Raw genomic sequence first — 25,971 nt, 5'->3', positions numbered from 1 at the left:
CAACGCCGAGATCGCCGCGGGCGCGTCGGTCAGCATCGGCTTCCAGGCAACCCATACCGGCAACACCGCCGCCCCCGGTTCGTTCACCCTCAACGGCGCAGCCTGCGAGATCGCCTGATCGGAGACCGCGGTGTCAGACCTGACGCGACGGCAAGTGATCAAGTATGGCGCGGTCACCGCCGGAGCGATGATGGCGCCCGTCCAGTGGACGGCGGTCGCCCGGGCCGGCTCGACCGCGCCCGCGGAGGTGCAGGCGGCCGGCGATCTGGCGCTGTGGTACGACGAGCCGGCCGGCGCGGACTGGCTTCGCGCGCTGCCGGTCGGCAACGGCCGGCTCGGCGCGATGGTGTTCGGCAACACCGACACGGAGCGGTTGCAGCTCAACGAGGACACCCTCTGGGCGGGCGGGCCGCACGACTACAGCAACCCGCGAGGCGCGAGCGCCCTTGCGCAGATCCGGCAGCTGGTGTTCGCCAACCAGTGGACGCAGGCGCAGGATCTGATCAACCAGACGATGCTCGGCCTCCCCGGCGGCCAGCTGGCCTACCAGCCGGTCGGCGACCTGCGGCTCACCCTGCCCGGCGCCAGCGGGATCTCGGGATATGAGCGGTGGCTGGACCTCACCACCGCCACGGCGGTCGTGACCTACGTGGCGAACAACGTGCGGTACCGGCGTGAGGTGATCGCCAGCGCGCCGGACCAGGTGATCGCCATGCGCCTGACGGCCGAGACGCCCGGGTCGGTCTCGTTCACAGCCTCGTTCAGCACCCCGCAGCGCGCGACGGCGTCCAGCCCCGACGGCATGACGATCGCGCTGGACGGCATCTCCGGCGACCTGCGGGGTGTCGCCGGCTCGGTCCGGTTCCTCGCCCTGGCCAGAGCCGTCGTCACGGGTGGGAGTACCACGAGTTCGGGAGGCACGCTGCGGGTGACCGGCGCGACCAGTGTGACGCTGCTGGTCTCGGTCGCAACCAGCTATGTCGACTACCGCAACGTCGGAGGCGACTACCAGGGCATCGCCCGGAATCGGCTCAACGCCGCGCAGAACATCGCCTACGACACCCTCCGCGCCCGGCACGTTGCCGACTACCAGAGGTTGTTCGGACGGACCACGATCGACCTGGGCCGCACTGCGGCGGCCGACCAGCCGACCGATGTCCGGATCGCCCAGCACGCCGGCGTCACCGACCCGCAGTTCGCCGCCCTGCTCTTCCAGTTCGGCCGGTACCTGCTGATCTCGTCGTCGCGGCCGGGCACCCAGCCGGCCAACCTGCAGGGCATCTGGAACGACCAGATGGCTCCGCCGTGGGAGTCGAAGTACACGATCAACGCCAACCTGCCGATGAACTACTGGCCGGCCGACACGACCAACCTCGCCGAGTGCTACGAGCCGGTCTTCCGGATGGTCAACGAGCTCACGGTGACCGGCGCCCGCACCGCACAGGCGCAGTACGGCGCTCGCGGCTGGGTCACCCACCACAACACCGACGCCTGGCGGGGATCATCGGTCGTCGACGGGGCGTTCTGGGGCATGTGGCAGACCGGCGGCGCCTGGCTGGCCACCCTGATCTGGGACCACTACCGGTTCACCGGCGACGTCGAGTTTCTGCGGGCCAACTATCCCGCGCTCAAGGGCGCCGCCCAGTTCTTCCTCGACACCCTGGTCACCGAACCGAGCCTGGGCTGGCTGGTCACCAACCCGTCGAACTCGCCGGAGCTGTCCCACCACGCTGACGCGAGTGTGTGCGCCGGGCCCACCATGGACATGCAGATCCTGCGCGACCTGTTCGACGGCTGCGCCCGGGCCAGCGAGGTGCTCGGTGTGGACGCCACCTTCCGCGGCCAGGTTGTGGCGGCCCGGGGACGGCTGGCTCCGATGCAGATCGGCTCGCGGGGCAACATCAGGGAATGGCTGTTCGACTGGATGGAGACCGAGCCGAACCACCGGCACATCTCGCACCTGTACGGCCTGCATCCCAGCAACCAGATCACCAGGCGCGGCACACCCCAGCTGTTCGAAGCCGCCCGCCGGACCCTGCAGCTGCGCGGCGATGACGGCACCGGCTGGTCACTGGCCTGGAAGATCAACTACTGGGCGCGCATGGAAGAGGGCGGCCGAGCCCACGACCTGATCCGCTCCCTGGTGACGCCGGCGCGCCTTGCGCCCAACATGTTCGACCTGCACCCGCCATTCCAGATCGACGGCAACTTCGGCGCCACCTCCGGTATCGCCGAAATGCTGCTGCACAGCCACAACGGCGAGCTGCACGTGCTGCCGGCGCTGCCGCCGGCCTGGCCGACCGGCAGCGTCACGGGCCTGCGCGGACGCGGCGGCTACACCGTCGGCGCCACCTGGAGCTCCGGCCGGTCCACCCAGCTGACCGTCACGCCCGACCGCACCGGCACCGTCCGGGTCCGCAGCCGGATGTTCACCGGCACCTTCGAACTGCGCGACACGACGACCGGCGCTGCGCTCCAGCCGGCGAAGCCGGAGGCCGACCTGATCGAGTTCGCCGGCCAGGCCGCCCATACCTATCGCGCGTCCGGCCTCGGATCCGGGCCGATCGAGCCCGGCGTGTTCTACCGGCTGGTGGCCCAGCACAGCGGCAAGGCCGCCGACATCGCAGGCGTGTCCACCTCGCCCGGCGCGCTGCTGCAGCAATGGCCGCTGACGGGCGGGCTCAACCAGCAGTTCGACTTCATCGACTCCGGCGGAGGCTTCCATCGCATCCGGGCCCGGCACAGCGGCCTGGTGCTGCACGTGGCCAGCAACAGCAGCGGCGCCGACATCACCCAACAACCCGACACCAACACTTCGAACCAGCAGTGGCGGGTGGTCGACCACGGCAGTGGCGTGATCAGCCTTGTCAACCGGCAAAGCGGCCTGGCCATGGACATCTGGCAGAACTCAACCGCCGACGGCGCCCGCATCTCGCAGTGGACCCTTACCGGCAACCCCAACCAGCGCTTCCAACTCCAACGCACCAGCGGCTAGCCGGGCAGGTTTGCTGCAGCCGGATGATCGGCTCCGCTACTCGAACACTCCGTAGCCCGCGACGGCGTGTGCCCGGACGCCGTCCATGTCGAGCTCCACGCCGATGCCGGGAGTGTCGGGAAGCGTGATGTAGCCGTCCTTGACGATCGAGCCGCTCCCGTCGGGGGCGTGGACGTAGCTGTCCCACACGGCGCGCTCCTCGAGGGCGTGCCATTCCTGGACGAAGAAGTTGGGGATCGCTGCGCACTGGTGCGACGTGGCCATCGTGCCCAGCGGCGTCGACACCAGGTGCGGTGCGAAGGGAATGTAGTGCAGCTCCGCGAGGTTGGCGATCTTCTTGGCCTCGGCGAGGCCACCGCACTTCGGCACGTCCGGCTCGATGACGTCCACGGCGCCGCGCTCGAGCAGCTCGCGGAAGCCCCACCGCAGGTAGAGGTTCTCGCCCGCGCAGATCGGTGTGCGGGTCTGCGCACGCACCCGCACCAGCGCGTCGACGTTCTCCGCCGGCAGCGGCTCCTCGAGCCACATCAGGTGGAACGGCTCGAGCTCCCACGAGATTCGGCATGCGCTCGGCACGTCGTAGCGGGCGTGTAGGTCGATGGCGAGATCGATGTCCGGTCCGATCGCTTCCCGGACGGCTGCCACGCGCTCGACCATCGAGCGCAGCTCGGCGGCGTTGATCGTGTGGTTGAAGGCGTCGAGCTTGGCAGGGTGGTGCAGGTCGTCGATGTCGAACTTGATGGCGGTGAATCCTTCGGCGACCATCCGTTGGGCTCGGTCGACGCACCCGGCGATCGAGCCCGCCGGGTCGTCGCCACCGCCACAGTCGGCGTAGAGGCGGATCCGGTCGCGGAACTTCCCGCCGAGCAGCCGGTGGACCGGCTGGCCCGCGGCCTTGCCCGCGAGGTCCCACAGCGCGAGCTCGATCCCGGACAGGGCGATCACGAACACCCCGCCCTGGGAGCCCGCGAAGACGTTGCTGCGGCGGAGCTTCTCCCAGCAGCGCTCGACGTTGCGCGGGTCCTCGCCGATCAGGAGCGGCGTCAGGGAGTTGATCACGCCGACGACGGCGCCTGCGCCGGCATCGGGATTGGCCTCGCCGAACCCGCACAGGCCCTCGTCGGTGTCGATCCGCACCAGCGTGGCCTGACCGTGGTAGGCCACCACTGCCGTCGTGACGTTCACGATCCGCATTGCTCTCCCGCCGCCGGGTCGTGCAGATGAACGGACTGTCGCAATGGTCAACTTGTCCGATAAGCTGATGATATGCAAAGGAGACAAGAGTCTCCGGATGCTGTCAAGATCCGGACTCTCCCGGTGCAGGTGGCGGCACACCTGACCCGGCGCATCGTCAGTGGTGACATCGAGGACGGTCGGGCCCCGTCGGAGCTCGACATCTCCCAGGAGTTCGGGGTGTCCCGCGTCGTGGCGCGGGAGACGCTCAAGATCCTCGCCTCGCTCGACATCGTCGACGTCGCGCAGGGCCGCCGCGTCGTCGTGCGCCCCCGCGCGGAGTGGGACTACCTGAGCCCGTTGCTGATCGAGTGGCTGCCCACGGAGATCGTCGGCGAGCTGCTGCAGGAGCTGGACCAGCTGCGCGTGCTGCTCGAGCCCGAACTCGCCGCGATGGCCGCGGCCAGCGTCACGGACGACACGCTGGACCGGCTCAGAGACGGGATCGACCGCATGTCGGCACTTGAGGCGGACCCCGACGCCTACCTCGAGGTCGACCACGAATTCCACATGGAAATCTGCCGGGCGGCCAACAACCGCATCCTCGACCGAATCATGTACTCCGCCCGCTGGCTCGGCACGGCCAGCCGGCGCATCACCAACGAGGCGCCCGCCGCGCTGCGCAGCGCCACCGCCGACCACACGGAGATCTACGAGGCGCTCGTGGCGCGCGACCCGGCAGGTGCCCGCGCGGCGATGCGCAAGCACCTGAGCAACAACTCCACGCTCCTCGCGGAGAAGGCGCAGCAGACCAAGCGGGCCGCCCGGCGGCGCTAGCGCACTGCACTACCGACATCCGGAACCGATGACGAGGACGGACGAGGCATGGCAGCACCTGCGATCCCGCCGATCCGGTTGCGCACGAGCATCCGGAGCGCACCTCCGTGGTGGGCGAGAACTTCGTCTACCGCAACGACCTTCGCCGCATGAACGGCCCCCAGCGCGGCGCTCGCCTCGCTGTCCGCCGGTTGCAACGTCGCCCCGTCGGTAAGCGTTCGCTCGATCGGACGCGAGAGAGGAGTGGTCATGGAAGCGAACACGGAGTGGTCGAGGCGCACGTTCCTCGGCATGAGCGCCCTGGGCGTGCTCGGTCTCGCTGGGTGCGGGGGCGGCGAGCCCGCCGCGCCGCAGGTCGACGTCCAGGTGCCCCAGGCGTTGCTGGACGAGGCGGCCGAGTTCCGCGGCGGGTCGGTGGGAATGCTCTCGCAGAAGCTGTACTCGGAGGCCGCCAACCAGGCGCTGGACAAGTCGCTGCAGGTGTTCGCGCAGGCCACCGGCACCACGATCCAGAACGACCTGGTCTCCGGCGACGCCGGCGACATGGTCGCGAAGATGGACGCCGAGGTGAAGGCGGGCACCACCCGCGATCTGGCCTTCGTGAGCGACCTACGGTTCGTCGGCCAGCTCCACAACCTCGGCAACCTCACCGACGTCACCGACGTGGTCGAGGAGATGCGCGCGCTCTACGGCGAGCCCGCGACGGAGGCGACCAACTACTGCGTGTTCGACGGGCGCTGGTACGCGATCCCTTACCACTTCATCGCGACCGGGATGTACCTGCGCAAGGACTGGTACGCGGAGAAAGGTCTCCCGCTCAAGCTCCACTACACGTGGGAGGAGTTACGCGACAACGCGTTGGCGGTCTCCGACCCGGCGAAGCGGCGCTACGGCTGGGGTCTCACGGTGAACCGCTCCGGCGACGCCAACGGCTTCATCGTGAACGTCATCAACACCTACGGCGGGGCGATCGCGGACAACACCGGCACGAAGGTGGTGTTCAACTCGCCGGAGACCGTCGCTGCCGTCACGTTCATCGGCGACATCTACACGAACCCGAAGTACGCGCCGATGCTGCCACCCGGGATCGGAAGCTGGACCGACTCGAGCAACAACGAGAACTGGCTGGCCCAGATCCTGGGGCTCACGCTCAACCAGTTCAGCGTCTACGCCGACTCGAAGACCAAGAACAACCCGGTCTACGCCAACACGCACCCGTTCAACGGCGCCACCGGGCCGGCGATCGACCAGCCACTCGCGTTCGGCCAGTCAAACTCGTTCGTCGTGTTCAAGGGGGCGAAGAACCCCGACCTCGCCAAGCTGGTGGCGAAGTACATGGCCAGTGGGACCGCACTGCTCGGTGTCGCGAAGGGAGCGCCGTGCCTGGTCAACCCCGCGTGGGACAAGGTGTGGGACTCCGACCCGTACTACACCAGCGGTGACCCGGCCTTCGCCGCGCTGCGGGAGCAGACCCGCGCGCGGCTCCCGTTGACCACCAAGACCGGCTACGCGTTCCCCCAGGCCCCGAGCCCCGGCGAGCAAGCCGCGACCGCCGCCTATCTGCTGACCGACATGATGCAGTCGGTCATCCAGGGCACCCGGCCGGCCGACGCCGTTGCCGCGACCCACGCCCGGATCGTCCAGGTCTTCGAGCAGCAGGGTTACAAGCAGTGACAGTCCTGCGTCAGCGGCCGGCGCCGGTCCGTCCGGCGCCGAGCGCGTCGTCCTCGCTCACCACATCGCAGCGGCTGCTCGGGCGCGACTGGCGCCTCGCTGCGTTGTTCATCGGACCGACGCTGTTGCTGGTCGCAGGCCTGATCCTGGTCCCGATCGTCAGCTCGATCTTCACCAGCGCCACGGAACGCCACGGAACCGAGACGGTCTTCGTCGGGCTGGACAACTACACCGCCCTCATCGACGACGTGGTCTTCCACAAGGGCGTGCTCAACTCGTTCGTCTTCACCGCGTACGCCGAGATCTTCAAGGTGATCCTCGGTCTCATCGCGGCGTTGATGCTGCACCACATGCGCCGCGGCCGGGCGATCGTCGCCGGGGTGATCCTGCTGCCGTGGGTGGTGCCGACGGTCGTCACGGCCTTCACCTGGCGGTCCTTGTTCGACCCGATCTTCGGCAGCGTCAACGTCCTGCTCACCGACTCCGGGATCGGGCCCGGCCTCGCCGCGATCGGGCTCGTCGACAGGTGGCCCGCGGAGTGGCTGTCCGATCCCGCGCTCGCGATGCCGGCGGTCATCCTGGTCAACGTCTGGAAGGGCATCCCGTTCTTCACGGTGACGTTCCTCGCCGGGCTCAAGGCCATCGACAGCGGTCTTTACGAGTCGGCGATGGTGGACGGCGCCTCGGCGTGGCAGCGCTTCGTGCACATCACGCTGCCGGGGCTGCGCAACATCATGATCGTGACGGTGCTGCTGTCGTCGATCTGGACGTTCAACAACTTCGACCTGATCTGGCTGATGACCCAGGGCGGACCGGGGGACGCCACCGCCCCGTACGTGATGGTGGCCTACTCGAAGGCCATCCAGCAGCTGCAGCTGGGCGCAGGCGCCGCGGTCACACTCGTGATGCTGCCGATCATCGGCATCCTCGTGATGATCCTCGTGCGGATGATGCGACGCAGCGACCTGCCCGGCGCGGGCGACACAGGGCGCAGGCGGCTGACTCCCGCTGGGCGCAGAGCACTGCCATGGGTGATCGTCGTGGTCTCGACGCTCGTGCTGGTCTGGGCGTCGCCGCAGATCGTGTGGAAGGCCGCGCTCGTGCTGGGTGTGTTCGTGGTGCTCGCGACCGCCGTCGGATGGGTCGTCTCCGCGCTCGCCGCACGGGGCAACCAGCTGTCCGCACGCCTGGTCGGTGGCGTCGGCACGGGGGTCGCACTCGTGGGTCTGCTGGGCTTCGTCCTCGCCCCGCTCTACTGGATGACGGTCACGGCCTTCAAGTCCGACAACCAGATCGTCGCGCGCACCGACGACCTCTGGCCGACCCCGTGGAGCACCGAGCAGTTCACCAACCTGTTCACCGGCAAGGCGTTCGGCACCTGGTACGTCAACACGATCCTGGTGTCGGTGGCGTCCACCGTGATCGCCCTGATCTGCGCGGCGCTGGCCGGCTACGCCCTGGCGCGGATGAAGTTCCGGGGTTCGGAGACCTTCACGGTGACGATCCTGCTCACCTACGTGATGCCGGGCGCGCTGCTGTTCATCCCGCTGTATCAGATGATGAGCGGGATCGGGCTCAACGACTCGTTGTGGTCGCTCGTGCTCGCCTACCCCACGTTCACCCTGCCGTTCGCGACGTGGCTGCTCGTCGGCTACTTCAAGACGATCCCGGCCGACCTCGAGGAGGCTGCGCTGGTCGATGGCTGCACGCGGTTCGGGGCGTTCGTCCGGATCGTGCTGCCGCTGGCCAAGCCGGGCCTGCTCGCGGTCGCGCTGTTCACACTCACCAACGCATGGAACGAGTTCCTGTTCGCCTTCGTGTTCATCACCAAGGACGAGTACAAGACGCTGCCCGTCGGCATGCAGTCGATGATCTTCGGTGACGTCGTGCCGCAGGGGCAGCTGGCCGCGGCCTCGCTGCTGATCAGCATCCCGGTCGTGCTCATGTACGTGTTCGGGCAACGGTTCCTGACCGAGGGCCTCACCGCAGGGGCCGTGAAGGGATGACCTGAGCGCACCCGTCAGCCCAGACCCTGCTCGGCGCGCCACCGCTCGTACTCGGGCCGTGCCTCGTCCGACAGCGGGTAGTACAGCCGCAGGTCGCCGCCCTCGGCCAGCCGGATCCGGGAGAACTCCTCCCATTCCGCGTGCTCCTGAGCAACGGCCAGCAGGGTGGGTGCGAGCTTGACCGGCACCACGACCGCCCCGTCGTCGTCGGCGACGACGATGTCGCCCGGCTCGACGAGCGTGCCACCGCACGCCACCGGCACGTTGACGGCGGTCGGGACGATGTTGGTCTGGGCGTGGAAGTTCGGCGTGGCGCCCCGGATCCACAGCCCGAGGCCGAGCTGCTTGGCCGCGCCGATGTCGCGCAGGCACCCGTCGATCACCACGCCGGCGCCGCCGCGGCCCTTGAAGTAGGTCAGCATCATCTCGCCGAACACGCCGCTGCTCATGTCGCCGCGCGCGTCGACGACGATCATGTCGCCGGGCTGGGCGTGGTACATGACGTGCCGGTGCAGCTGCTTCTCCGGCTCGTCGTACTCGTCGACGGGGTAGAGGTCCTCCCGCTTCGGCAGGAACTGCAGCGTCAGCGCCGGGCCGGCCACGCGAACGCCGGGGGTCACCGAAACCGGGCCTTGGATGAACGCGCTGCGGATGCCCATGCGGCTGAGCTCGGCGCTGGCCGTTGCGCTGCCGATGGCCGCGAGGGCCGCACTGAGCTCGGCAGGCGGGCGAACGATGTCGTGCGTCTCAACCACGCCGGTAGCTCCCTCGGTACGCGCGGACCGCAACTATCGGAGAGTCTCGATGAGACTTCGATCCGAGCGTAGTCCGGCGATCCCGCTTCCCGTTGTCAGGCGGGGTGCTGTCCCGCACGAGTCTCCGCTCCCGGCCGGGTTCGGTAGCTTGGGAGACATGCGGGTCGTGGTGGTCGGTGCGGGTGTGGTGGGGCTGGCGGTCAGCCGCGCGCTGCTGCGTCGCGGCTGCGGCGTCACCTGCCTTGAGGCGACCGTGCCGATGGCCGCACGGTCGGCCGGCAGCACACACCTGTTCCGGATCGCCCACGCCGACCCGGAACAGGCCCGGTTGGCGGTGCGGTCGGAGTGGTGGTGGCGGGAGTGGACCGCCGAGTACAGCAGCCTGTTCGTCCGGCGGCGGGAGGACAGGCTGGCCCCGTACCGGCGGCGCCGGGGGCCGCACCTCATCTACAGACACGAACTGGTTGTCAGCGGGCCGGACCTGGAGCGCTGGGACCGGGCGATGAGCATGGCGGACTCGGTGGACGGGCCGCACCCGGAGCGGCTGCCCCCGATCGCGCCGCCGCCGACGCAGGGGTACAACGACTCGTTTTCCGGGTTACGAGACCGCCGGGCCTGCGTCATCGATGGGGCGGCGACCTCGCGGTACCTGCGCAGCGTGGTCGGGTCGAACCTGCGGATCGAGCGTGTGACGCGGATCGAGCCGGCTGCCGACTCGGTGACGGTGTGGACCGACGCGGGGCGCTACGACGCCGATCACGTGGTGATCGCTGCCGGCGAGGGCACCCGCGTCCTGGCCAGGCAGGCCGGCATCGGCATCCCGGGCGCGCTCGACCATCGGGTCCGGTTCACCTTCGCGCTGCGCTACCGCGAGGACCTGCCGAGGAACTGGCTCGACCACAGGCAGACCTGGCAGGCCGGACGTCCCGGTGTGCTGTTCGACCAGCACCTGTCCGGCGACAAGGACAGGTGGGCGATCACGGTCACGTTCACCAAGGGCTTGCCGTGGCAAGTGGACCGGGACGTGGCGATCACCCGGTCCCTCGAGGCCGCCCGGGGCTACCTCCGGGAGAACATGCGTGGCGTGGGACGCGAACCCCTGGAAATCGTGCACGGCTCGGTGATCGCGGGCATCGGCGAAGAGGTCTACCGCCGCCGCAGCGGATGTGTCACGGCGATCTGGGGCAACGAACTGTTCATGCACGCCCCGGCCATCGGCCACGAGGTCGCCGCAGACCTCTGCCACGACACCGACCGAGCGGTCCCCATCGCCTAGGAAAGCCCCAATTCGTGGGAGATCGACACGAACACGGCAGCCCCGGCTCGAACGGTGCTCCCAGCCCGGGCGTATGAAGCCGCCGCGGCGCCGTGGCGCCCTCGGTGCGCAGGATCGGCGTTCAGCTTGCGAGCGGGTGGGGAATAGCGGCTCGGCAGGCCCTTTCGGGTCGCATGCACTGTCTGGTCTTGTTGCGGCATCTGCGGTTCCTCCTATGGCAGGGCGAGCGGGCTCCGCGTGCGACAGCTTCGGAATGGTTGTTCGCGCGCAGGATTACCAAGGCGCATGACGGCGAACCTTGCGGGCATCGCCGGACACGTTGCTGCCGTGTCGGTGGTGTATACCGGCCCGATTGAACCGTTTCAATTGCGCGCTGCTCGCGGCCCGCCTGTCGGCCGCTGGGCACGGTCATGGTCTCGGTCGGCAGGTTCAGCAGGGCCTTGGTGGCAGGCCGGTCCCGTGGACGGCTTCGAGTGCGCCGGTGTAGCGGTCGCGCACCTGCGGCAGGGTCCCCGGGTCCTCCGATGTAGACGATGCGCGATCGTCTACAAGGGGGTCACAACGCTGTAACCAGCTATTGACAAGCCAGATGGGCGCGGGGCAAGGTACCGGGCACCGTTTTGAAACGTTTAAGGGACGGTTGGCCTGATGGTGGTGGATCCGATCCTCACGGTGCGCGATGCGCACAAGCACTTCGGCGGCGTGGCGGCGCTGCGGGGAGCGGGCCTGACGCTGTACCCGGGGGAGATCCACGGACTGCTGGGGGAGAACGGCGCCGGTAAGTCGACGCTGCTCACGACGGTGGCCGGGGTGCACCGGCTGGACTCCGGGGAGATCATGTTCGCCGGGCGTCCGTTCGAGCAGGGCAGCACCCGCCGGGCCCGGGAGCAGGGTGTCGCGGTGATCTACCAGGAGCCGGCCCTGTTTCCCGACCTCACCATCGCGGAGAACGTTTTCGTCGGCCGCCAGCCCACCCGGCGCGGTCGGGTCGACTGGGCCGGGATGCGGGCCCGGACGCGGGAGCTGTTCGCCCGCTTGGGGGTCTACCTCGATCCGGACCGGCGGGCGGCCGGGTTGTCCATCGCCGACCAGCAGCTGGTGGAGATCGTCAAGGCACTGTCCACCGACGCCACGGTGATCGTGATGGACGAGCCGACCGCGGCGCTGTCGGCGACCGAGGCCGCGCGGTTGCAGTCGGTGGCGCGCCGGCTCCGCGACCGGGGCGCGGCGGTGGTTTTCGTCAGCCACCGGCTGGATGAGGCGTTCGAGCTCTGTGACCGGGTCACCGTGTTGCGCGACGGGGCGACCGTCGCCGAGGCGGAGATCGCCGCGACCTCACCGGCGGAGGTGGTCCGCTGGATGGTCGGCCGCGAGCTGACGGACCTGTTTCCGAAGGTGCCCAGCGTGCCCGGCGAGGTGCTGCTCGACGTGGCCGCCTTGACCAGGCAGGGCGTGTTCGAGGATGTGACGTTCTCCGTGCGGCGCGGGGAGATCGTCGCGCTCGCCGGCCTGGTCGGTTCCGGCCGCAGCGAGGTCGTGCGCGCGGTGTTCGGCATCGACCGCTACGACTCGGGTTCGGTCCGGGTCGGTGACGCGCCGCTGCCGCCCGGGGATCCGCGCGCCGCGCTGGCCCGTCGGGTCGCGCTGGTGCCGGAGGACCGCAGGGCGCAGGGGCTGTTCATGCCGGCGTCGGTCGCCCGGAACGTTTCGGTGGTGGTGCTGGATCGGTTGCGGCGCTTCGGTTTGGTGCGTCCGGGCGCGGAGCGGGCGATGGCGCGCGGGTGGGGGGAGCGGTTGCGGCTGCGGTACTCCGGTGCGGACCAGCCGGTCGAGCGGCTCTCCGGCGGCAACCAGCAGAAAGTGGTGCTGGCCAAGTGGCTGGCCACCGAGCCGGAGCTGCTGGTGATCGACGAGCCGACGCGCGGCATCGACGTGGGCACCAAGGCCGAGGTGCACCGGATGCTCTCGCAGCGCGCCGCCGAGGGGCTGGCCGTGCTGATGGTCAGCAGCGAGCTGCTCGAGGTGCTCGGCATGGCCGACCGGATCCTGGTGATGCGTGAGGGTCGGCTGGTCGCGGAGTTGTCCAGGGAAGAGGCCACCCAGGAACTGGTGATGCTCGCCGCCACGGGACAGGAGGTCTCGGCGTGACCGGGCGGCTGCTCGCCTCGCGGGAGGCCCCGGTGGCCCTGGCCCTCGTGGTCGTCGTGGTCGGCACCACGCTGGTCAACCCCCGGTTCCTGTCCGCTCAGGGGCGCACCGACCTGATGGTGGCCATCGCGATCACCGCGCTGATGGCGGTCGGCCAGACGTTCGTGATCCTGATGAAGCACGTCGATCTTTCGGTCGGCTCGACGCTCGGCCTGTCGGCCTACCTGGCCGCGACCGCCGTGCAGGACCAGCAGGACGGTGGCGTGCTGACCGTGCTCATGGTCGGTCTGGTCGTCGGCGTCGCGGTCGGGGTGGTCAACGGGGCGCTCGTGGCGTTCCTCCGGCTGCCCGCGCTGGTCGTCACGCTGGGCACGCTCTACGTCGTCAAGGGCATTCAGGCGGTGGTGGTCGGACCGCGGCGGATCAACGCCGACCAACTGCCCGGCGCGGTCGTCGACTTCGGGCGGGACTCGGTGCTGGGCGTGCCGTACATCCTGTGGCTCGCGCTGCTGGCCGGGGTGGCCGGCGCCTGGTTCCTGCGCACCGTCCGAACGGGACGGGACCTGTACGCGGTCGGCAGCAACGGACCGGCCGCGCGGCTGGTCGGGATTCCGGTCTGGCGCAGGGAGATGTTCGCGTTCGTGGTGTCGGGCGCGACCGCGGGCCTGGCCGGGGCGCTCTACCTGGCCCGGTTCGGCGGGGTCGACGCGAACGCCGGCTCCGGCTACGAGCTACCGGTGGTGGCGGCGTGCGTGGTCGGCGGGGTGGCGATCACCGGCGGGGTGGGCACCGTGATCGGCGCGTTGCTCGGCGCCGCGCTGCTCAAGACCATCGGGGTGTCGTTGTCGGCGCTGTCGGTGCCGGAGTTCTGGCAGCAGGCGGTCAACGGCGCGCTGCTGCTGCTCGCGATCGCGGTGGACAAGGTCATCGCCGACCGGCGGCTCCGGCAGACCACCGAGGTCCAAGAGGTGCCGGCATGATCCGGGGCGTCCTTGCGCGGGTGACCTGGGACAAGATCGTCCCGGTGCTTCTGCTGCTCACCCTGGTGATCGGTATGCAGCTCGAACCCCGGTTCGGGCGCGGGAGCACGTTCGCGTTCATCGTGCAGGACATCGGCGAGATCATGATCATCGCGTTCGCCATGACGCTGGTGATCATGACCGGCGAGATCGACCTGTCGGTGGCGTCCACGGCGGCGCTGGCCAGTTGCGTGCTGGGCTGGGCGTTCGAGCGGGGCATTCCGATCTGGATCGCGGTGCTGCTGGCGCTGGTGACCGGGGTGCTGTGCGGCGCGGTGAACGGGTTGCTGGTCACCGCGTTCGGGCTGCCCTCGCTCGCGGTCACCATCGGAACCCTGGCGCTGTTCCGCGGCCTGTGCTGGGCGTTGCTCGGCGACGAGCCGGTGGCCTCCTACCCGGAGTCCTGGACGCGGTTGGGTTCCGGGCGGTTCCCGCACACCTACATCCCTTACGTGGCGCCGTTGCTGATCGCGGGTGCGATCGGATACACGGTCCTGCTGCACGCCACCCGGACCGGACGGTGGATCGTCGCGATCGGACAGAGCCCCGAAGCGGCGACGTTCGCCGGGATCCCGGTCGCGCGGGTCAAGCTCTGGCTGTTCGTGCACTGCGGCCTGCTGAGCGCGGTGGCCGGGGTGGTCTACACCATGCGGTTCGCCAGTTCGCGGCCGGACGCCGCGATCGGTTTCGAGCTCCTGGTCATTGCCGCGGTGCTGTTCGGCGGGGTCAGCATCTTCGGCGGTGTCGGGACGATGTGGGGGGTGATCAGCGCGGTGCTCTTCCTCGGCGCACTGCGTTCGCTGCTGTTGCTGCAGAAGGTCCCGCCCAACGCACTGAACATCATCAACGGAGCGCTGCTGCTGGCCTCCGTCGTCGTGCCGGCGGTGATCGCGGCGATCCCGCGACGCCGGCGGAGGTCTTCGGATCCAGGAGTCTCTCAGGGGCATCCGACATCAAATCTTCCATCCCTGACCAGTTGAGGAGTTACCATGCGTTCTCGAGTGTTGGGTGCGCTCGCTGTCATGGCGGCCGCCGTGCTTACGTTGAGCTCCTGTGCCGACGACAGCGGTGGCGGCTCGTCACCCGAGTCCGGCGGCGCCGGCGACGGGAAGATCAAGAGTGGTCTGAAGATCGCGGTCATACCCAAGGCGGTCAACAACCCGTACTTCGACGCGGCGTTCACCGGTGCGAAGAAGGCCTGCCAGGAAATCGGCGCGACGTGCGACCAGACCGGCCCGACCGAGGCCAGCGGCTCGGCGCAGGTGCAGTTCATCAACACGGTGGTCCAGCAGCAGTACGACGCCCTGGTGATCTCCGCCGCGGACGCCAACTCCGTGATCCCGGCGCTCAAGCAGGCGCAGAGCGCGGGCATCACCGTGGTGACCTATGACGCCGACGTGGCCGACCCGTCCGCCCGCTCGGCGATGGTCCGTCCCACGACCAGCGATCTGGTCGGCAAGGCCCTGAACAAGTGGGTCTCCGACGGGATCGGGTCGCAGGGCGGGGAGATCGCGATCCTGTCCGCCGCGGCGACCGCGGAGAACCAGAACGCCTGGATTGCGGTGATCAAACAGGATCTGGCCAACTACCCGCAGCTCAAGCTGGTGGACACGGTCTACGGCGACGATGACGCGGCCAAGTCGGCGGAGAAGGCGTCGGGGCTGCTGCAGTCGCATCCCAACCTCAAGGGAATCATCTCGCCGACCACGGTGGGCATTGCCGCGACGGCGCAGTACCTGAGCGGCTCGCAGTACAAGGGCAAGGTCGCGCTCACCGGGCTCGGACTGCCCAGCCAGATGAAGGCCTACACCAAGGACGGCACGGTCAAGACGTTCGGCCTGTGGGATCCGGCGATGCTGGGTTACCTGGGCGTCTACGCCGCCGCCAACGTGGCAAGCAAGATCGACATTGCCGGCGGGTTCGAGGCCGGCGGCAAGAAGTACACCCTGGAAGAGAAGAACCAGATCACGGTCGGACCGCCGCAGGAGTTCACCGCTGCGAACATCGACAGCTTCAGCTTCTGACCGAGCTGGTGCCCTGAAGGACGCAGTTCGCCAGGCACGACGCCAGCGTCCTTCAGGGCATTGTCCGAGTACCGTGTTCGGTACCAGATCATGGAGAACCACGCAGATGCCCGAACTCGACACGATCAGGGCTGCGCTTCGGGCGCAGCGCATCGAACTGCCGTCCTGGGCATTCGGCAACTCTGGTACGCGATTCAAGGTCTTCGCGCAGGCCGGGGTGCCCCGAACGCCGCAGGAGAAGATCGCCGACGCCGCCCAGGTGCACGCGTTCACCGGCCAGGCGCCATCGGTGGCCTTGCACATCCCGTGGGACCGGGTCGACGACTACGCCGGCCTCGCCCGCCATGCCGCCGACCTCGGGGTGGCGATCGGCGCGATCAACTCGAACGTGTTTCAGGACAACGACTACATGCTCGGCAGCGTGACCAACCCGGACCCGGGCATCCGCCGGAAGGCCCTGGACCACCTGCTCGAGTGCGTGGACATCATGGACCAGACCGGCTCCCGCGACCTCAAGCTGTGGTTCTCCGACGGCACCAACTACCCCGGGCAGGACGACATCACCGCCCGGCAGGACCGGCTGGCCGAGGCCCTGCGGGCGGTGTACGACCGGCTCGGCGACCAGCAGCGGATGTTGTTGGAGTACAAGCTGTTCGAGCCGGCGTTCTACACGATGGACGTGCCGGACTGGGGCACGGCGTACGCCCACTGCGTGGACCTCGGCCCGAAGGCGGCGGTGGTGGTCGACACCGGCCACCACGCGCCAGGCACCAACATCGAGTTCATCGTGGCGTTCCTGCTGCGTAAGGGGAAGCTCGGCGGGTTCGACTTCAACTCCCGGTTCTACGCCGACGACGATCTCATGGTCGGAGCCGCCGACCCGTTCCAGCTGTTCCGGATCATGGCTGAGGTGGTGCGCGCGGACGCCCTGGCGCCCGAGGCCGGCGTGGCGTTCATGCTCGACCAGTGCCACAACATCGAGCCGAAGATCCCCGGCCAGATCCGCTCGGTGATGAACGTCCAGGAGGCCACCGCCAAGGCGCTGGTGATCGACCGGGAGGCGCTTGCCGCCGCCCAGCGGGCCGGTGACGTGCTGGGCGCCAACGGGATCCTCATGGACGCCTACAACACCGACGTCCGGCCCCTGCTCGCCGGCGTGCGCGAGGATGCGGGCCTGCACCCCAACCCGCTGGCCGCCTACGCCGCGTCGGGCTACGCGGAGCGGATCGTGGCCGAGCGGGTGGGCGGCACCGCGGCCGGCTGGGGGGCGTGATGCACCCTGAGGTGGCCGAGTTGCTCGCCAGGAGCAACCGGTTGGGTTCCGATCCGCGCAACACCAACTACGCGGGCGGGAACACCTCGGCGAAGGGCGCCGAGGTCGACCCGGTGACCGGCAAGCCGGTGGACCTGTTGTGGGTCAAGGGATCCGGCGGCGACCTCGGCACGCTCACCGAGTCCGGGCTGGCGGTGCTGCGGCTCGACCGGCTGCGGGCGTTGACCGACGTGTATCCCGGCGTCGAGCACGAGGACGAGATGGTCGCGGCGTTCGACTACTGCCTGCACGGCAAGGGCGGCGCGGCTCCCTCCATCGACACCGCGATGCACGGGTTGCTCGACGCCGCGCACGTGGACCATCTGCACCCCGACGCCGGCATCGCGTTCGCCACCGCGGCCGACGGCGAGTCACTCACCCGTGAGTGCTTCGGCGACCGGGTCGCCTGGGTGCCGTGGCGCCGGCCGGGTTTCCAGTTGGGCCTGGACATCGCGGCGATCAGGGCAGCGAACCCGGACGCCATCGGGGTGATCCTGGGTGGCCACGGCATCACCGCCTGGGGTGAGTCCTCCGCCGAGTGCGAGCGGAACTCGCAGGCGATCATCGCCGGCGCCCAGGCGTTCATCGACGCCAACGGCCGGGCCGAGCCGTTCGGTGCGCCGGTACCCGGGTTCGAGCCGCTGCCGCCCCAGGAGCGGCGGGCCCGGGCCGCGGCGATCTTCCCGGTGCTGCGCGGGCTCGCCTCGACCGACCGCCGCCAGGTCGGCCACTTCCGCGACGACGACGCCGTGCTCGACTTCCTGGCCCGGGACAAGCTCGCGCGGCTGGCCGCACTCGGCACCTCCTGCCCGGACCACTTCCTGCGCACGAAGGTCGCGCCCCTGGTGCTCGACCTGCCGGCCACCGCCGCGCTGGAGACGGTCCACATGCGACTTCGCCACCTGCACGAGCGGTACCGGGCGGATTACCGGGCCTACTACGAGCGGCACGCCGAACCGGACTCGCCGCCGATGCGCGGCGCGGACCCGGCCATCGTGCTGGTCCCCGGTGTCGGGATGTTCAGCTTCGGCGCGACCAAGCAGACCGCACGGGTGGCCGGCGAGTTCTACCTCAACGCGATCAACGTCATGCGCGGCGCGGAGGCGATCTCGCACTACACCCCCATCCCGGAGGCGGAGAAGTTCCGCATCGAGTACTGGGCGCTGGAGGAGGCGAAGCTGCGCCGCATGCCGCCGCCGAGAACGCTGGCCACCCGGGTGGCGCTGGTCACCGGCGCCGGGTCGGGGATCGGGCGGGCGATCGCGCACCGGCTGGCGGCGGAGGGAGCCTGCGTCGCGGTGTCCGATGTGGACGGAGCGGCGGCGCGCACGGTGGCGGCGGAGCTGGGCGACGCGGACACCGCGGTCCCGGTGGACCTCGACGTGTCCGACGAGGATGCCGTGGCGGCCGCGTTCTCCGCCGCGGTGCTGGCCTTCGGCGGGGTCGACCTGGTCGTCAACAACGCCGGGCTGTCGATCTCGAAACCGTTGCTGGACACCACGGTCGGCGACTGGGACCGGCAGCACGACGTGATGGCGCGCGGATCGTTCCTGGTCTCCCGGCAGGCCGCCCGGATCATGGTCGACCAGGCGATGGGCGGCGACATCGTCTACATCGTGTCGAAGAACGGCGTGTTCGCGGGCCCGGACAACATCGCCTACGGCGCGACCAAGGCCGACCAGGCTCATCAGGTCCGGTTGCTCGCCGCCGAGCTCGGCCGGCACGGTGTCCGGGTCAACGGGATCAACCCGGACGGCGTGGTGCGCGGCTCCGGCATCTTCGCGAAGGGCTGGGGCGCGCAACGCGCCGCGGTGTACGGCGTGCCGGAGTCCGAGCTGGGTGCGTTCTACGCCAAGCGAACGTTGCTGGGACTGGAGGTGCTGCCCGAGCACGTGGCGGACGCGGTGTTCGTGCTGACCTCGGGTGAGCTGTCGCGCACCACCGGCCTGCACATCCCGGTCGACGCCGGGGTGGCCGCGGCGTTCCTGCGCTGATGGTTACCGTCGCGGCCGTCGATCTGGGTGCCTCCAGCGGCCGGGTGATGCTCGGCCGGGTCTCTTCGGACGAGGTCTCGCTCACCGAGCTGCACCGGTTCGCCAACGTCCCGGTCTCCTCCGACGGCGTGCTGCGCTGGGACATTCGGGCGCTCTACCGAGGAATCCGGGACGGCCTGCGGGCCGCGGGCCGGGTGGACTCGCTCGGCATCGACTCGTGGGGGGTGGACTACGGCCTGCTGGACGCCGACGGTGGGCTGGTCGGCAACCCGGTGCACTACCGCGACGACCGCACCGCCGGCGTGCTGGAGCGGGTGACCGAGTCGCTCGGCGCGCCGGACATCTATGCCACGACCGGCATCCAGTTCCTTCCGTTCAACACCCTCTATCAGCTCGTCGCCGAAACCGCCGTGGGCCGACGCATCCTGCTCATCCCCGACCTGATCGCCTACTGGCTGACCGGCGAGCAGGGTGCCGAGCTCACCAACGCCTCCACCACGCAGTTGCTCGACATCCGCACCCGCACCTGGGCCTTCGGCCTCATGCGTCGAGCCGGCATCGACCCCGGCCTGTTCCCGCCGCTGCGCGAACCCGGCACCCGCATCGGCGACGCCGGCTCGGTGCCGGTGATCGCCGTCGCTTCGCACGACACCGCCTCCGCCGTGGTCGCGGTGCCGGCCGAGCAGGAGGCGTTCGCCTACATCTCGTGCGGCACCTGGTCGCTGGTCGGCCTGGAACTGCCGAAACCGGTGCTCACCGAGGAGAGCCGGCTCGCCAACTTCACCAACGAGTTGGGTGTCGACGGCACCATCCGCTTCCTGCGCAACGTGATGGGCCTGTGGCTGCTGCAGGAGTCGCTGCGCGTCTGGGCCGCCGACCTCGAGCCGCTGCTGCACGCGGCGGCCCAGGTGCCGCCTTTCGCCGCGATCATCGACCCGGACGACCCGGTGTTCCTGCCGCCCGGCGACATGCCGGCCCGGATCGCCGACGCCTGCCGCGCGACCGGCCAGCCGGTGCCGCAAACCCCGCCGGAGTTCGTCCGGTGCATCCTGGAAAGCCTCGCCCTGGCCCACCGCCGCACCCTGCTCGAGGCCCAGCGGCTCACCGGCCGGCACGTGGACGTCGTCCACCTGGTCGGCGGTGGCGCACGCAACACCCTGCTCTGCCAGCTCACCGCCGACGCCTGCGGGGTGGACGTGGTCGCCGGCCCGGTCGAGGCCACCGCACTCGGCAACGTCCTCATGCAGGCCCGCACCCTCGGTGCCGCGCCCGGCGAGCTGCCCGCGCTGCGCGCGCTGCTCCGCCGCAGCCAGCCGCTCACCCGCTACACGCCGCAGGGCAACGACAACGCCTGGCGCTCGGCGCAGCGCCGGCTGGATTCGGCTCCGTAGTCCTACCCGCCGCCAGCGCGGCCCGGTTGGTTGCGGTCAGCGATCCTCGGTGCGGTCTGGTGGAGGTTCAGCAGCGGGCGACGTTTTCACCGTGATCGGCAGATCGCGGTTCGAGTGTCCGATGTGGAGCAGGTAGGTGCCGGGTTCGGTGCGCCATCCGCCGTCGGCCCAGTGTTGGAAGGACCGGGTGGGCAGGGCGATGTCGGCGGTGGTTTCCTCGCCGGATTGGGCGGTGACGGTGGCCCAGCCGACCAGCCATCGTGGAGGGCGGGGGATGGCGGTGTCCGGTTTGCTGGCGTAGACCTGAATGGTTTCGGTTCCTGGCCGGGTGCCGGTGTTGCGCAGGCGGATGGTGAGACCGGCGCGGGTGAGCTGGGCGGCCAGGTAGTGCCAGGTGGTGTAGCCGAGCCCGTGTCCGAACGGGAACAGCGGGGCGTGTTCGTGGTGCCGGTAGCCGATGTCGAGGCCTTCGGTGTAGGGCAGGGTCGCCTCGACCGGGGTGGTCGTGGGCAGGTCGTCTTCGTCCGCGGGCCAGGTGACGGGAAGTCTGCCGCCGGGTTCGGTGGCGCCGGTGAGGACGTCGGCGAGGGCGTTGTAGGCCATGACCGACCAGACGCCCGCGTGCACGACGATGCGGCGCAGCCCGATGGCCGGTTCGGGGTGCAGGGTCCAGAAGTCGGCGCCGGTGAGCAGCCGGACCTACGTCCTCGTGATCGGAGGCTGATCCGGGTCGGGCGCCGGGGAGTGCGCGCAGGCTTCCCGGCGCCCGGCCACCCCGGTTCCGGAGTCAGCTTCGATCGGCAAGGACCTTCTCACCATGGCCCGTCAAGCCACGACCACGCGGACTCCAGGACGATGAATGAGTGGGAGTGGTCGCTACCACATCACGATCAGTACGGTCAAACACTGCGACACCGGGCCCGGCCCGCGGCGAGGGTGGAAGGCAGAGCGAGCGTCGAGGGACACGGCCGTCGTGGCATCACCTGCAGTCAAGTTTGACGTACGCCGACCTCGGCATCGACCGGCTGATGGGCCGGCAACAGATCCCGGAATTCGACGCGCACTGACCCGGCAGCCGACGCCCCTCGACTCCGCTGGCCGGCGGTGGGTATCGCCCGGGTCCCGTCTCGATGCGTTGCCCGGTCTGGGTGGCATCGCCTGTCGTTGATCAAGCTGGTGAGGTCGCAGGTAGACCTCCACCAGGCTCGTGTCCTGCGGCCCGGGCGTACAAGTAGCGCTGCTGCGGCTGGCTGGTCGTGCGCTGGGCTGCCGCGTGGTATGCGTGGCGGGCCGCGGCGAGGTCACCGGTCATCTCCAGTAGGTGGGCGCGGACCGCGAAGAGTCGGTGGTCTTGGCCGATTCGCCCGTCCGCGGCGAGTTGTTCGACCAGGTCGAGTCCGGTATGCGGACCGCGGACCATGGCGACCGCGACGGCATGGTTGAGCGTCACCATCGGGTTGTCGGAGATCTGCATGAGTACTTCGTACAGCGCCATGATCTGCGGCCAGTCAGTCGCGTCGGCGCTGGGCGCCTCATCGTGAACAGCCGCGATCGCTGCCTGCAGTTGGTACGGACCTGTTGTGCCGCAGGGCAGAGCGGCGCTGATCAGCCGGACGCCCTCGGTGATGTTCTCGGCGTTCCACAGGGTGCGATCCTGGTCGGCCATCGGGACGAGAGTCCCGTCCGGACTGGTCCGGGCCGGGCGGCGCGCATCGGTGAGCAGCATGAGCGCGAGCAGGCCGGTCGTCTCGCCGTCGTCGGGAAGCATGTGGTGCAGCAGGCGGGTCAGCCTGATCGCCTCGGCGGACAGGTCGGCCCGGTACAGGTTCGGCCCCGAGGTGCTGGCGTAACCCTCGTTGAAGATCAGGTAGAGCACGCGGAGCACGGCGTCGAGCCGTTGGGGATGCTCGGACCGCAGTGGCATGCGGAACGGGATGCCGCTGTTGTTGATCGTCTGCTTGGCCCGGCTGATGCGCCGGCTCATGGTTTGCTCCGGCACGAGGAACGCCCTGGCGATTTCCGCGGTGGTCAGGCCGCCGACCGCGCGCAGGGTGAGCGCGATCTGCGAGGCCGGTGACAGTGCCGGATGACAGCACATGAGCAGCAGGATGAGGGTGTCGTCGGCGTCGGCCGGGCGGTCGGCGGGGGGTGAGCACCAGTCGTCGGGCAGCCGCCACGACGCGACGGTGTCCTCTCGCCGCCGCCGGGCCTGTTCCCGGCGCAGCAGGTCGGTCAGCCGGCGGGAGCTCACGGTGATCAGCCAGGCCAGCGGATTGTCCGGGAGGCCCTGCGTCGGCCACTGCTCGGCGGCCGCGAGCAGGGCCTCCTGCACGGCGTCCTCAGCGGTGTTGAAGTTGCCGAAGCGTCGCACGACGGCGCCAAGGGCCCGCGGCGCTAAGCGGCGCAGCAGGCCCTCGACATCCTGGCCGGTCACCATGACGGTCACCCGGTGAAGTCGTCGCTGCCGTCGGCGATCGGCCGAACCTCCACGTACAGCGGGGATGACGACTCGCCGGGGCTGGGGGCGGTGGTAATGCGCGCGGCGATCTCAGTCGCCCGGTCGAAGCTGGGACACTCGACGATCGTGTAGCCGGCGAGGACCTCCTGGGTCTCCGGGTACGGCCCGTCGGTAACCACCGGCACCCCGCCGTCCAGCCCGTGAATCCTGCGGGTGTGCACCGGCGCGGCCAAACCCCGGGCGTCGACGAACTCGCCGGAGTCGATCAACTCCTGGTTCCACCTGCCCATGAACTCGTGCATCTCGGCGACGGCCTCGGGCTTCCACTCCGGCTGGTCAGACGGCTTACCGGCCATCTGGTCGTAGTCCCGTTGCGACGCGTACAGCATGATCATGTATTTCACGGTCCGCTCCTCTGCACGGGCGCCCTCCGGCGCCCTCACCGGAGACGTCGACACTGCCGGCACAATCCGGACATGGCCGTTCATACCACGTGGCGGAGGCGGTTGGCCTCCAGGCTGACGTGAAGATCAGCCGCTAGACGATCCCGTTTGCCATGACCACGAGGCGTGCGGGTCGTGTTCGGCGGTCGCACCCATGTACACGCTCTCCGCCGTACGGGTCACCAAGGTCAGCGACAGCCGCGAGCCCGCCACCTCGGCCCCGGCGACCGCCGGCGGAGGCGAGGCGCAGACCCACGAGGACATCACCGCGGCGAACCCGGCGAGCGCCGCGAACAGGAACCGAACGGCTGCACGCCGCGGCTCTCGACGGCACCCGCTGACCAACCTCACCTGGACCGTCATCGGCCGGGCCGACCAAGGACTGCGGGACCGGGAACTGCTCGACATCGGCATGTCACACCTGGGCCGGCCCGCTGCGTCCTGCTGGTATGACACATGATGAGCAGGGGCACCGGGTGGTGGTGCTCGGCGCCGGGTATGCGGGCCTTCTCACTGCGAAACGGCTGGCCCGCCGGGTATGCCGGTCCGGGGTGTCGGTCACGCTGGTCAACGGGGAGTCCGGGTTCGTCGAACGGATTCGGTTGCATCAGGTGGCCGCCGGGCAGACCGTGACCGACCTGCCGCTGGCCCGGTTGCTGGCCGGTACCGGCGCGGAGCTGATCGTCGGCACGGTCACGGGGATCGATCTCGCCGGCCGGAAGGTCCGGGTCGGCGAGAAGATGATCGGGTATGACACGCTGGTGTACAGCTTGGGCAGTATGACAGGGGTGGATGGTGTGCCTGGGGCGGCTGAACATGCCGTGACGCTGTCCGGTCCGGCTGCGGCGCGACAGTTGGCCACGCGGCTGCGGGCGCTGGACGAGCGGCGGGGCACGGTGGTGATCTGCGGTGGCGGTCCGACGGCGATCGAGGCGGCTGCGGAGTTCGCGGAGTCCTATCCGGACCTGACGGTGCGGATGATCACCAAGGGCGGCCCGGGTGCTTCCTTCTCGCCGCGCGCCGGGCGGTACATCCGCAAGCAACTCGACCGGCTCGGGGTCGAGGTGACCGCGGACGCTGAGGTGGCGAGGGTCGAGCCAGATGGTGTGGCCCTGGTCGGCGGTGTTCGAGTGCGGGCCGATGTCACGGTGTGGTGCGCCGGTTTTACGGTCCCGGCGCTGGCTAGGCACATCGGCCTCGCGGTCGACGCGGCCGGACGGATCCTGGTTGACCAGACACTGCGTTCGGTGTCGCATCCCGACGTGTACGCGGTCGGCGATGCCGCTGCCGCATCCGGGCGGTGGGGCGATGCGCTGGCGTACGGCTGCCGATCCGGCGGGTTCACCGGGCCCTACGCCGCCGACACGGTCGCCGCCCGACTCACCGGGCGGGCAACCGAACCGTTCCGATTCCGGTACTTCCACCAGTGCATCAGCCTCGGCCGGCGCCGCGGCCTGATCCAGTTCGTCCGCGGCGCGGATGACAGTCCGAAGTGGTCGATCCTGCGCGGGCGACTCGCGGCGTTGTACAAGGAGGCCGTGTCGTCCTCCGCGGTCTGGCTGATGCGGCATCCGGGCCCGTACCTGCGATGAACCACACCGAAGAGTTTCAGCGACACCGCTGCGCGCTGTTCGGTGTCGCCTACCGGATGCTGGGCAGTACCAGCGAAGCCGAGGACGTGGTGCAGGAGACCTGGCTGCGCTGGGATCGCGCGGACCGGTCCGAAGTGACGCAACCGCGCGCCTACCTGATGCGGATCGCGGCCCGCACCGCCGTGGATCTGTTGCGGCGGGCCAGGGTGCGACGTGAGGAGTATGTCGGGCCATGGCTTCCGGAGCCGCTGCTCACGGGGCCGGACGTGGCCGACGGTGTGGTCGACGGGGTGGCCACAGCCGAGTCGGTCTCGATGGCCATGCTCGTGGTTCTGGAGACACTGTCTCCGCTGGAGCGCGCGGTTTTCGTGCTGCGCGAGGCGTTTGGGTTCGGTTACGGCGACATCGCCGCGACGCTGGACCGGACCGAGACAGCCGTGCGCCAACTCGCCCACCGGGCCAGAGAGCACGTGCGCGCCCGCCGGCCGAGGTTCGACACCGACCGCGACGTGCGGGCCGCCGCCACCGAGCGGTTCATGAGAGCCGCGTTCGGCGGCGACGTCACAGACCTGCTGGCGGTACTCGCCCCGGACGTCACGTTCACCGGCGACAGCGGCGGCAAGGTGCGCGCCCCGCGGCGGATACTGTCCGGCGCCGGCAAGGTGGCCAGGCTGTTCACCGCGACCCGCGCAGACGTGCCGGCCGGCACCGTGGTCGAGTACCGGGAGGTCAACGGAGGCCCGGCCGCGGTGCTCGTGGCCGGCGGGGTGCCCTACGCGGTACTCATCGTGGACGCCGACCCGAGAACCGGCCTGGTGACCGCGATTCAGGTAATCGGCAACCCGGACAAGCTCACCGGGTTACGAACGGCACT

The 25,971-nt window shown here is 69.7% G+C and carries 21 protein-coding genes; 16 read left to right on the top strand and 5 right to left on the bottom strand.

All coding sequences use genetic code 11. The features are described from left to right. Positions 1 to 10 precede the first annotated feature (10 nt). Complete coding sequence (locus tag VFO68_RS09315; RefSeq protein ID WP_325157790.1) at positions 11 to 118, top strand: cellulose binding domain-containing protein; 108 nt, start codon at positions 11 to 13, stop codon at positions 116 to 118. 36 nt (positions 119 to 154) lie between these two features. Further along, positions 155 to 2,995 carry a glycosyl hydrolase family 95 catalytic domain-containing protein gene (locus VFO68_RS09310; RefSeq protein ID WP_325157787.1) on the top strand — a complete coding sequence of 947 codons (2,841 nt, stop codon included), beginning with the start codon at positions 155 to 157 and terminating at the stop codon, positions 2,993 to 2,995. Positions 2,996 to 3,031: 36 nt separating this feature from the next. Here the strand turns inward: VFO68_RS09310 and VFO68_RS09305 are convergent, their stop codons facing one another. Next, a complete protein-coding gene (locus tag VFO68_RS09305; protein WP_325157786.1) occupies positions 3,032 to 4,189 on the bottom strand; it encodes a mandelate racemase/muconate lactonizing enzyme family protein in 1,158 nt (385 codons plus the stop codon). Between the two features lie 123 nt (positions 4,190 to 4,312). On the opposite strand from VFO68_RS09305, the gene VFO68_RS09300 reads away from it, so the two are divergent. The 3 genes from VFO68_RS09300 (at position 4,313) to VFO68_RS09290 (ending at position 8,685) form a co-directional block, all read left to right on the top strand. Continuing rightward, entirely contained in the window at positions 4,313 to 5,005 is a 693-nt protein-coding gene (locus VFO68_RS09300) for a FadR/GntR family transcriptional regulator (protein WP_325157785.1), read from the top strand. Between the two features lie 249 nt (positions 5,006 to 5,254). Continuing rightward, positions 5,255 to 6,679: an ABC transporter substrate-binding protein gene (locus VFO68_RS09295; RefSeq protein ID WP_325157784.1), complete on the top strand. Its 1,425-nt coding sequence runs from the start codon at positions 5,255 to 5,257 to the stop codon at positions 6,677 to 6,679. After that, positions 6,676 to 8,685 carry an ABC transporter permease subunit gene (locus VFO68_RS09290; protein WP_325157783.1) on the top strand — a complete coding sequence of 670 codons (2,010 nt, stop codon included), beginning with the start codon at positions 6,676 to 6,678 and terminating at the stop codon, positions 8,683 to 8,685. The genes VFO68_RS09295 and VFO68_RS09290 overlap by 4 nt, the downstream gene beginning before the upstream one ends. 14 nt (positions 8,686 to 8,699) lie before the next feature. On the opposite strand, the gene VFO68_RS09285 is transcribed toward VFO68_RS09290, so the two are convergent. Continuing rightward, positions 8,700 to 9,440, bottom strand: coding sequence for a ribonuclease activity regulator RraA (locus VFO68_RS09285; RefSeq protein WP_325157782.1), 741 nt, complete (start codon positions 9,438 to 9,440; stop codon positions 8,700 to 8,702). Between the two features lie 157 nt (positions 9,441 to 9,597). On the opposite strand from VFO68_RS09285, the gene VFO68_RS09280 reads away from it, so the two are divergent. The 8 genes from VFO68_RS09280 to VFO68_RS09245 all read left to right on the top strand — a co-directional run bounded on the left by VFO68_RS09280 (position 9,598) and on the right by VFO68_RS09245 (position 20,604). Beyond that, on the top strand, positions 9,598 to 10,716 hold the full coding sequence (locus VFO68_RS09280) for an FAD-dependent oxidoreductase (protein ID WP_325157781.1): 1,119 nt from the start codon (positions 9,598 to 9,600) through the stop codon (positions 10,714 to 10,716). Positions 10,717 to 11,364: 648 nt separating this feature from the next. Then, the gene (locus VFO68_RS09275; protein ID WP_325157780.1) at positions 11,365 to 12,864 is read left to right on the top strand and encodes a sugar ABC transporter ATP-binding protein; all 1,500 of its coding nucleotides are present in this window, start codon (positions 11,365 to 11,367) and stop codon (positions 12,862 to 12,864) included. Then, positions 12,861 to 13,844 (top strand): ABC transporter permease, encoded by a 984-nt coding sequence (locus VFO68_RS09270; protein WP_325157779.1) that lies wholly within the window; start codon positions 12,861 to 12,863, stop codon positions 13,842 to 13,844. The genes VFO68_RS09275 and VFO68_RS09270 overlap by 4 nt, the downstream gene beginning before the upstream one ends. Then, positions 13,841 to 14,863, top strand: coding sequence for an ABC transporter permease (locus VFO68_RS09265; RefSeq protein ID WP_325157778.1), 1,023 nt, complete (start codon positions 13,841 to 13,843; stop codon positions 14,861 to 14,863). The genes VFO68_RS09270 and VFO68_RS09265 overlap by 4 nt, the downstream gene beginning before the upstream one ends. 9 nt (positions 14,864 to 14,872) lie before the next feature. Further along, positions 14,873 to 15,907, top strand: a complete 1,035-nt coding sequence (locus VFO68_RS09260) for a substrate-binding domain-containing protein (protein ID WP_325157777.1) — start codon at positions 14,873 to 14,875, stop codon at positions 15,905 to 15,907. A 106-nt stretch (positions 15,908 to 16,013) separates the two neighbouring features. Continuing rightward, positions 16,014 to 17,180 carry an L-rhamnose isomerase gene (rhaI, locus tag VFO68_RS09255; protein ID WP_325157776.1) on the top strand — a complete coding sequence of 389 codons (1,167 nt, stop codon included), beginning with the start codon at positions 16,014 to 16,016 and terminating at the stop codon, positions 17,178 to 17,180. After that, positions 17,180 to 19,213 (top strand): bifunctional aldolase/short-chain dehydrogenase, encoded by a 2,034-nt coding sequence (locus VFO68_RS09250; RefSeq protein WP_325157789.1) that lies wholly within the window; start codon positions 17,180 to 17,182, stop codon positions 19,211 to 19,213. The genes rhaI and VFO68_RS09250 overlap by 1 nt, the downstream gene beginning before the upstream one ends. Continuing rightward, positions 19,213 to 20,604 carry a rhamnulokinase family protein gene (locus VFO68_RS09245; RefSeq protein ID WP_325157775.1) on the top strand — a complete coding sequence of 464 codons (1,392 nt, stop codon included), beginning with the start codon at positions 19,213 to 19,215 and terminating at the stop codon, positions 20,602 to 20,604. Before VFO68_RS09250 ends, VFO68_RS09245 begins: the two co-directional genes overlap by 1 nt. Before the next feature lie 36 nt (positions 20,605 to 20,640). Here VFO68_RS09245 and VFO68_RS09240 read toward each other — a convergent pair whose 3' ends face one another. From VFO68_RS09240 to VFO68_RS09230, 3 genes are all read right to left on the bottom strand, one after another. Then, entirely contained in the window at positions 20,641 to 21,231 is a 591-nt protein-coding gene (locus tag VFO68_RS09240) for a fibronectin type III-like domain-contianing protein (protein ID WP_325157774.1), read from the bottom strand. A gap of 541 nt (positions 21,232 to 21,772) precedes the next feature. Further along, positions 21,773 to 23,041 carry an RNA polymerase sigma factor gene (locus tag VFO68_RS09235; RefSeq protein WP_325157773.1) on the bottom strand — a complete coding sequence of 423 codons (1,269 nt, stop codon included), beginning with the start codon at positions 23,039 to 23,041 and terminating at the stop codon, positions 21,773 to 21,775. 5 nt (positions 23,042 to 23,046) lie between these two features. Beyond that, positions 23,047 to 23,457: a YciI family protein gene (locus tag VFO68_RS09230; protein WP_325157788.1), complete on the bottom strand. Its 411-nt coding sequence runs from the start codon at positions 23,455 to 23,457 to the stop codon at positions 23,047 to 23,049. A gap of 202 nt (positions 23,458 to 23,659) precedes the next feature. Between VFO68_RS09230 and VFO68_RS09225 the strand changes: the two genes are divergently transcribed. From VFO68_RS09225 to sigJ, 3 genes are all read left to right on the top strand, one after another. Then, positions 23,660 to 23,965, top strand: a complete 306-nt coding sequence (locus VFO68_RS09225) for a hypothetical protein (protein ID WP_325157772.1) — start codon at positions 23,660 to 23,662, stop codon at positions 23,963 to 23,965. Continuing rightward, positions 23,955 to 25,097, top strand: coding sequence for an NAD(P)/FAD-dependent oxidoreductase (locus tag VFO68_RS09220; protein ID WP_325157771.1), 1,143 nt, complete (start codon positions 23,955 to 23,957; stop codon positions 25,095 to 25,097). Before VFO68_RS09225 ends, VFO68_RS09220 begins: the two co-directional genes overlap by 11 nt. After that, positions 25,094 to 25,971 (top strand): RNA polymerase sigma factor SigJ (gene sigJ, locus VFO68_RS09215; protein ID WP_325157770.1); only part of this gene is annotated, 878 nt, incomplete at its 3' end. The genes VFO68_RS09220 and sigJ, both read left to right, overlap by 4 nt.

This window comes from Actinophytocola sp., from assembly GCF_035712165.1.
In the GTDB taxonomy this organism is placed as follows: domain Bacteria; phylum Actinomycetota; class Actinomycetes; order Mycobacteriales; family Pseudonocardiaceae; genus DASYTH01.
The sequence above is the reverse complement of the archived record's forward strand: the minus strand, read 5'-3'. Positions and strand labels throughout refer to the sequence as shown.

What these genes read in the sequence shown, in the direction of transcription:
- VFO68_RS09305 (WP_325157786.1), bottom strand. Translation starts at nt 4,189, where the DNA reads ATGCGGATCGTGAACGTCACGACGGCAGTGGTGGCCTACCACGGTCAG.
- VFO68_RS09295 (WP_325157784.1), top strand. Translation starts at nt 5,255, where the DNA reads ATGGAAGCGAACACGGAGTGGTCGAGGCGCACGTTCCTCGGCATGAGC.
- VFO68_RS09280 (WP_325157781.1), top strand. Translation starts at nt 9,598, where the DNA reads ATGCGGGTCGTGGTGGTCGGTGCGGGTGTGGTGGGGCTGGCGGTCAGC.
- VFO68_RS09275 (WP_325157780.1), top strand. Translation starts at nt 11,365, where the DNA reads ATGGTGGTGGATCCGATCCTCACGGTGCGCGATGCGCACAAGCACTTC.
- VFO68_RS09265 (WP_325157778.1), top strand. Translation starts at nt 13,841, where the DNA reads ATGATCCGGGGCGTCCTTGCGCGGGTGACCTGGGACAAGATCGTCCCG.
- VFO68_RS09260 (WP_325157777.1), top strand. Translation starts at nt 14,873, where the DNA reads ATGCGTTCTCGAGTGTTGGGTGCGCTCGCTGTCATGGCGGCCGCCGTG.
- rhaI (WP_325157776.1), top strand. Translation starts at nt 16,014, where the DNA reads ATGCCCGAACTCGACACGATCAGGGCTGCGCTTCGGGCGCAGCGCATC.
- VFO68_RS09250 (WP_325157789.1), top strand. Translation starts at nt 17,180, where the DNA reads ATGCACCCTGAGGTGGCCGAGTTGCTCGCCAGGAGCAACCGGTTGGGT.
- VFO68_RS09245 (WP_325157775.1), top strand. Translation starts at nt 19,213, where the DNA reads ATGGTTACCGTCGCGGCCGTCGATCTGGGTGCCTCCAGCGGCCGGGTG.
- VFO68_RS09235 (WP_325157773.1), bottom strand. Translation starts at nt 23,041, where the DNA reads ATGGTGACCGGCCAGGATGTCGAGGGCCTGCTGCGCCGCTTAGCGCCG.
- VFO68_RS09230 (WP_325157788.1), bottom strand. Translation starts at nt 23,457, where the DNA reads ATGATCATGCTGTACGCGTCGCAACGGGACTACGACCAGATGGCCGGT.
- VFO68_RS09225 (WP_325157772.1), top strand. Translation starts at nt 23,660, where the DNA reads ATGTACACGCTCTCCGCCGTACGGGTCACCAAGGTCAGCGACAGCCGC.
- VFO68_RS09220 (WP_325157771.1), top strand. Translation starts at nt 23,955, where the DNA reads ATGACACATGATGAGCAGGGGCACCGGGTGGTGGTGCTCGGCGCCGGG.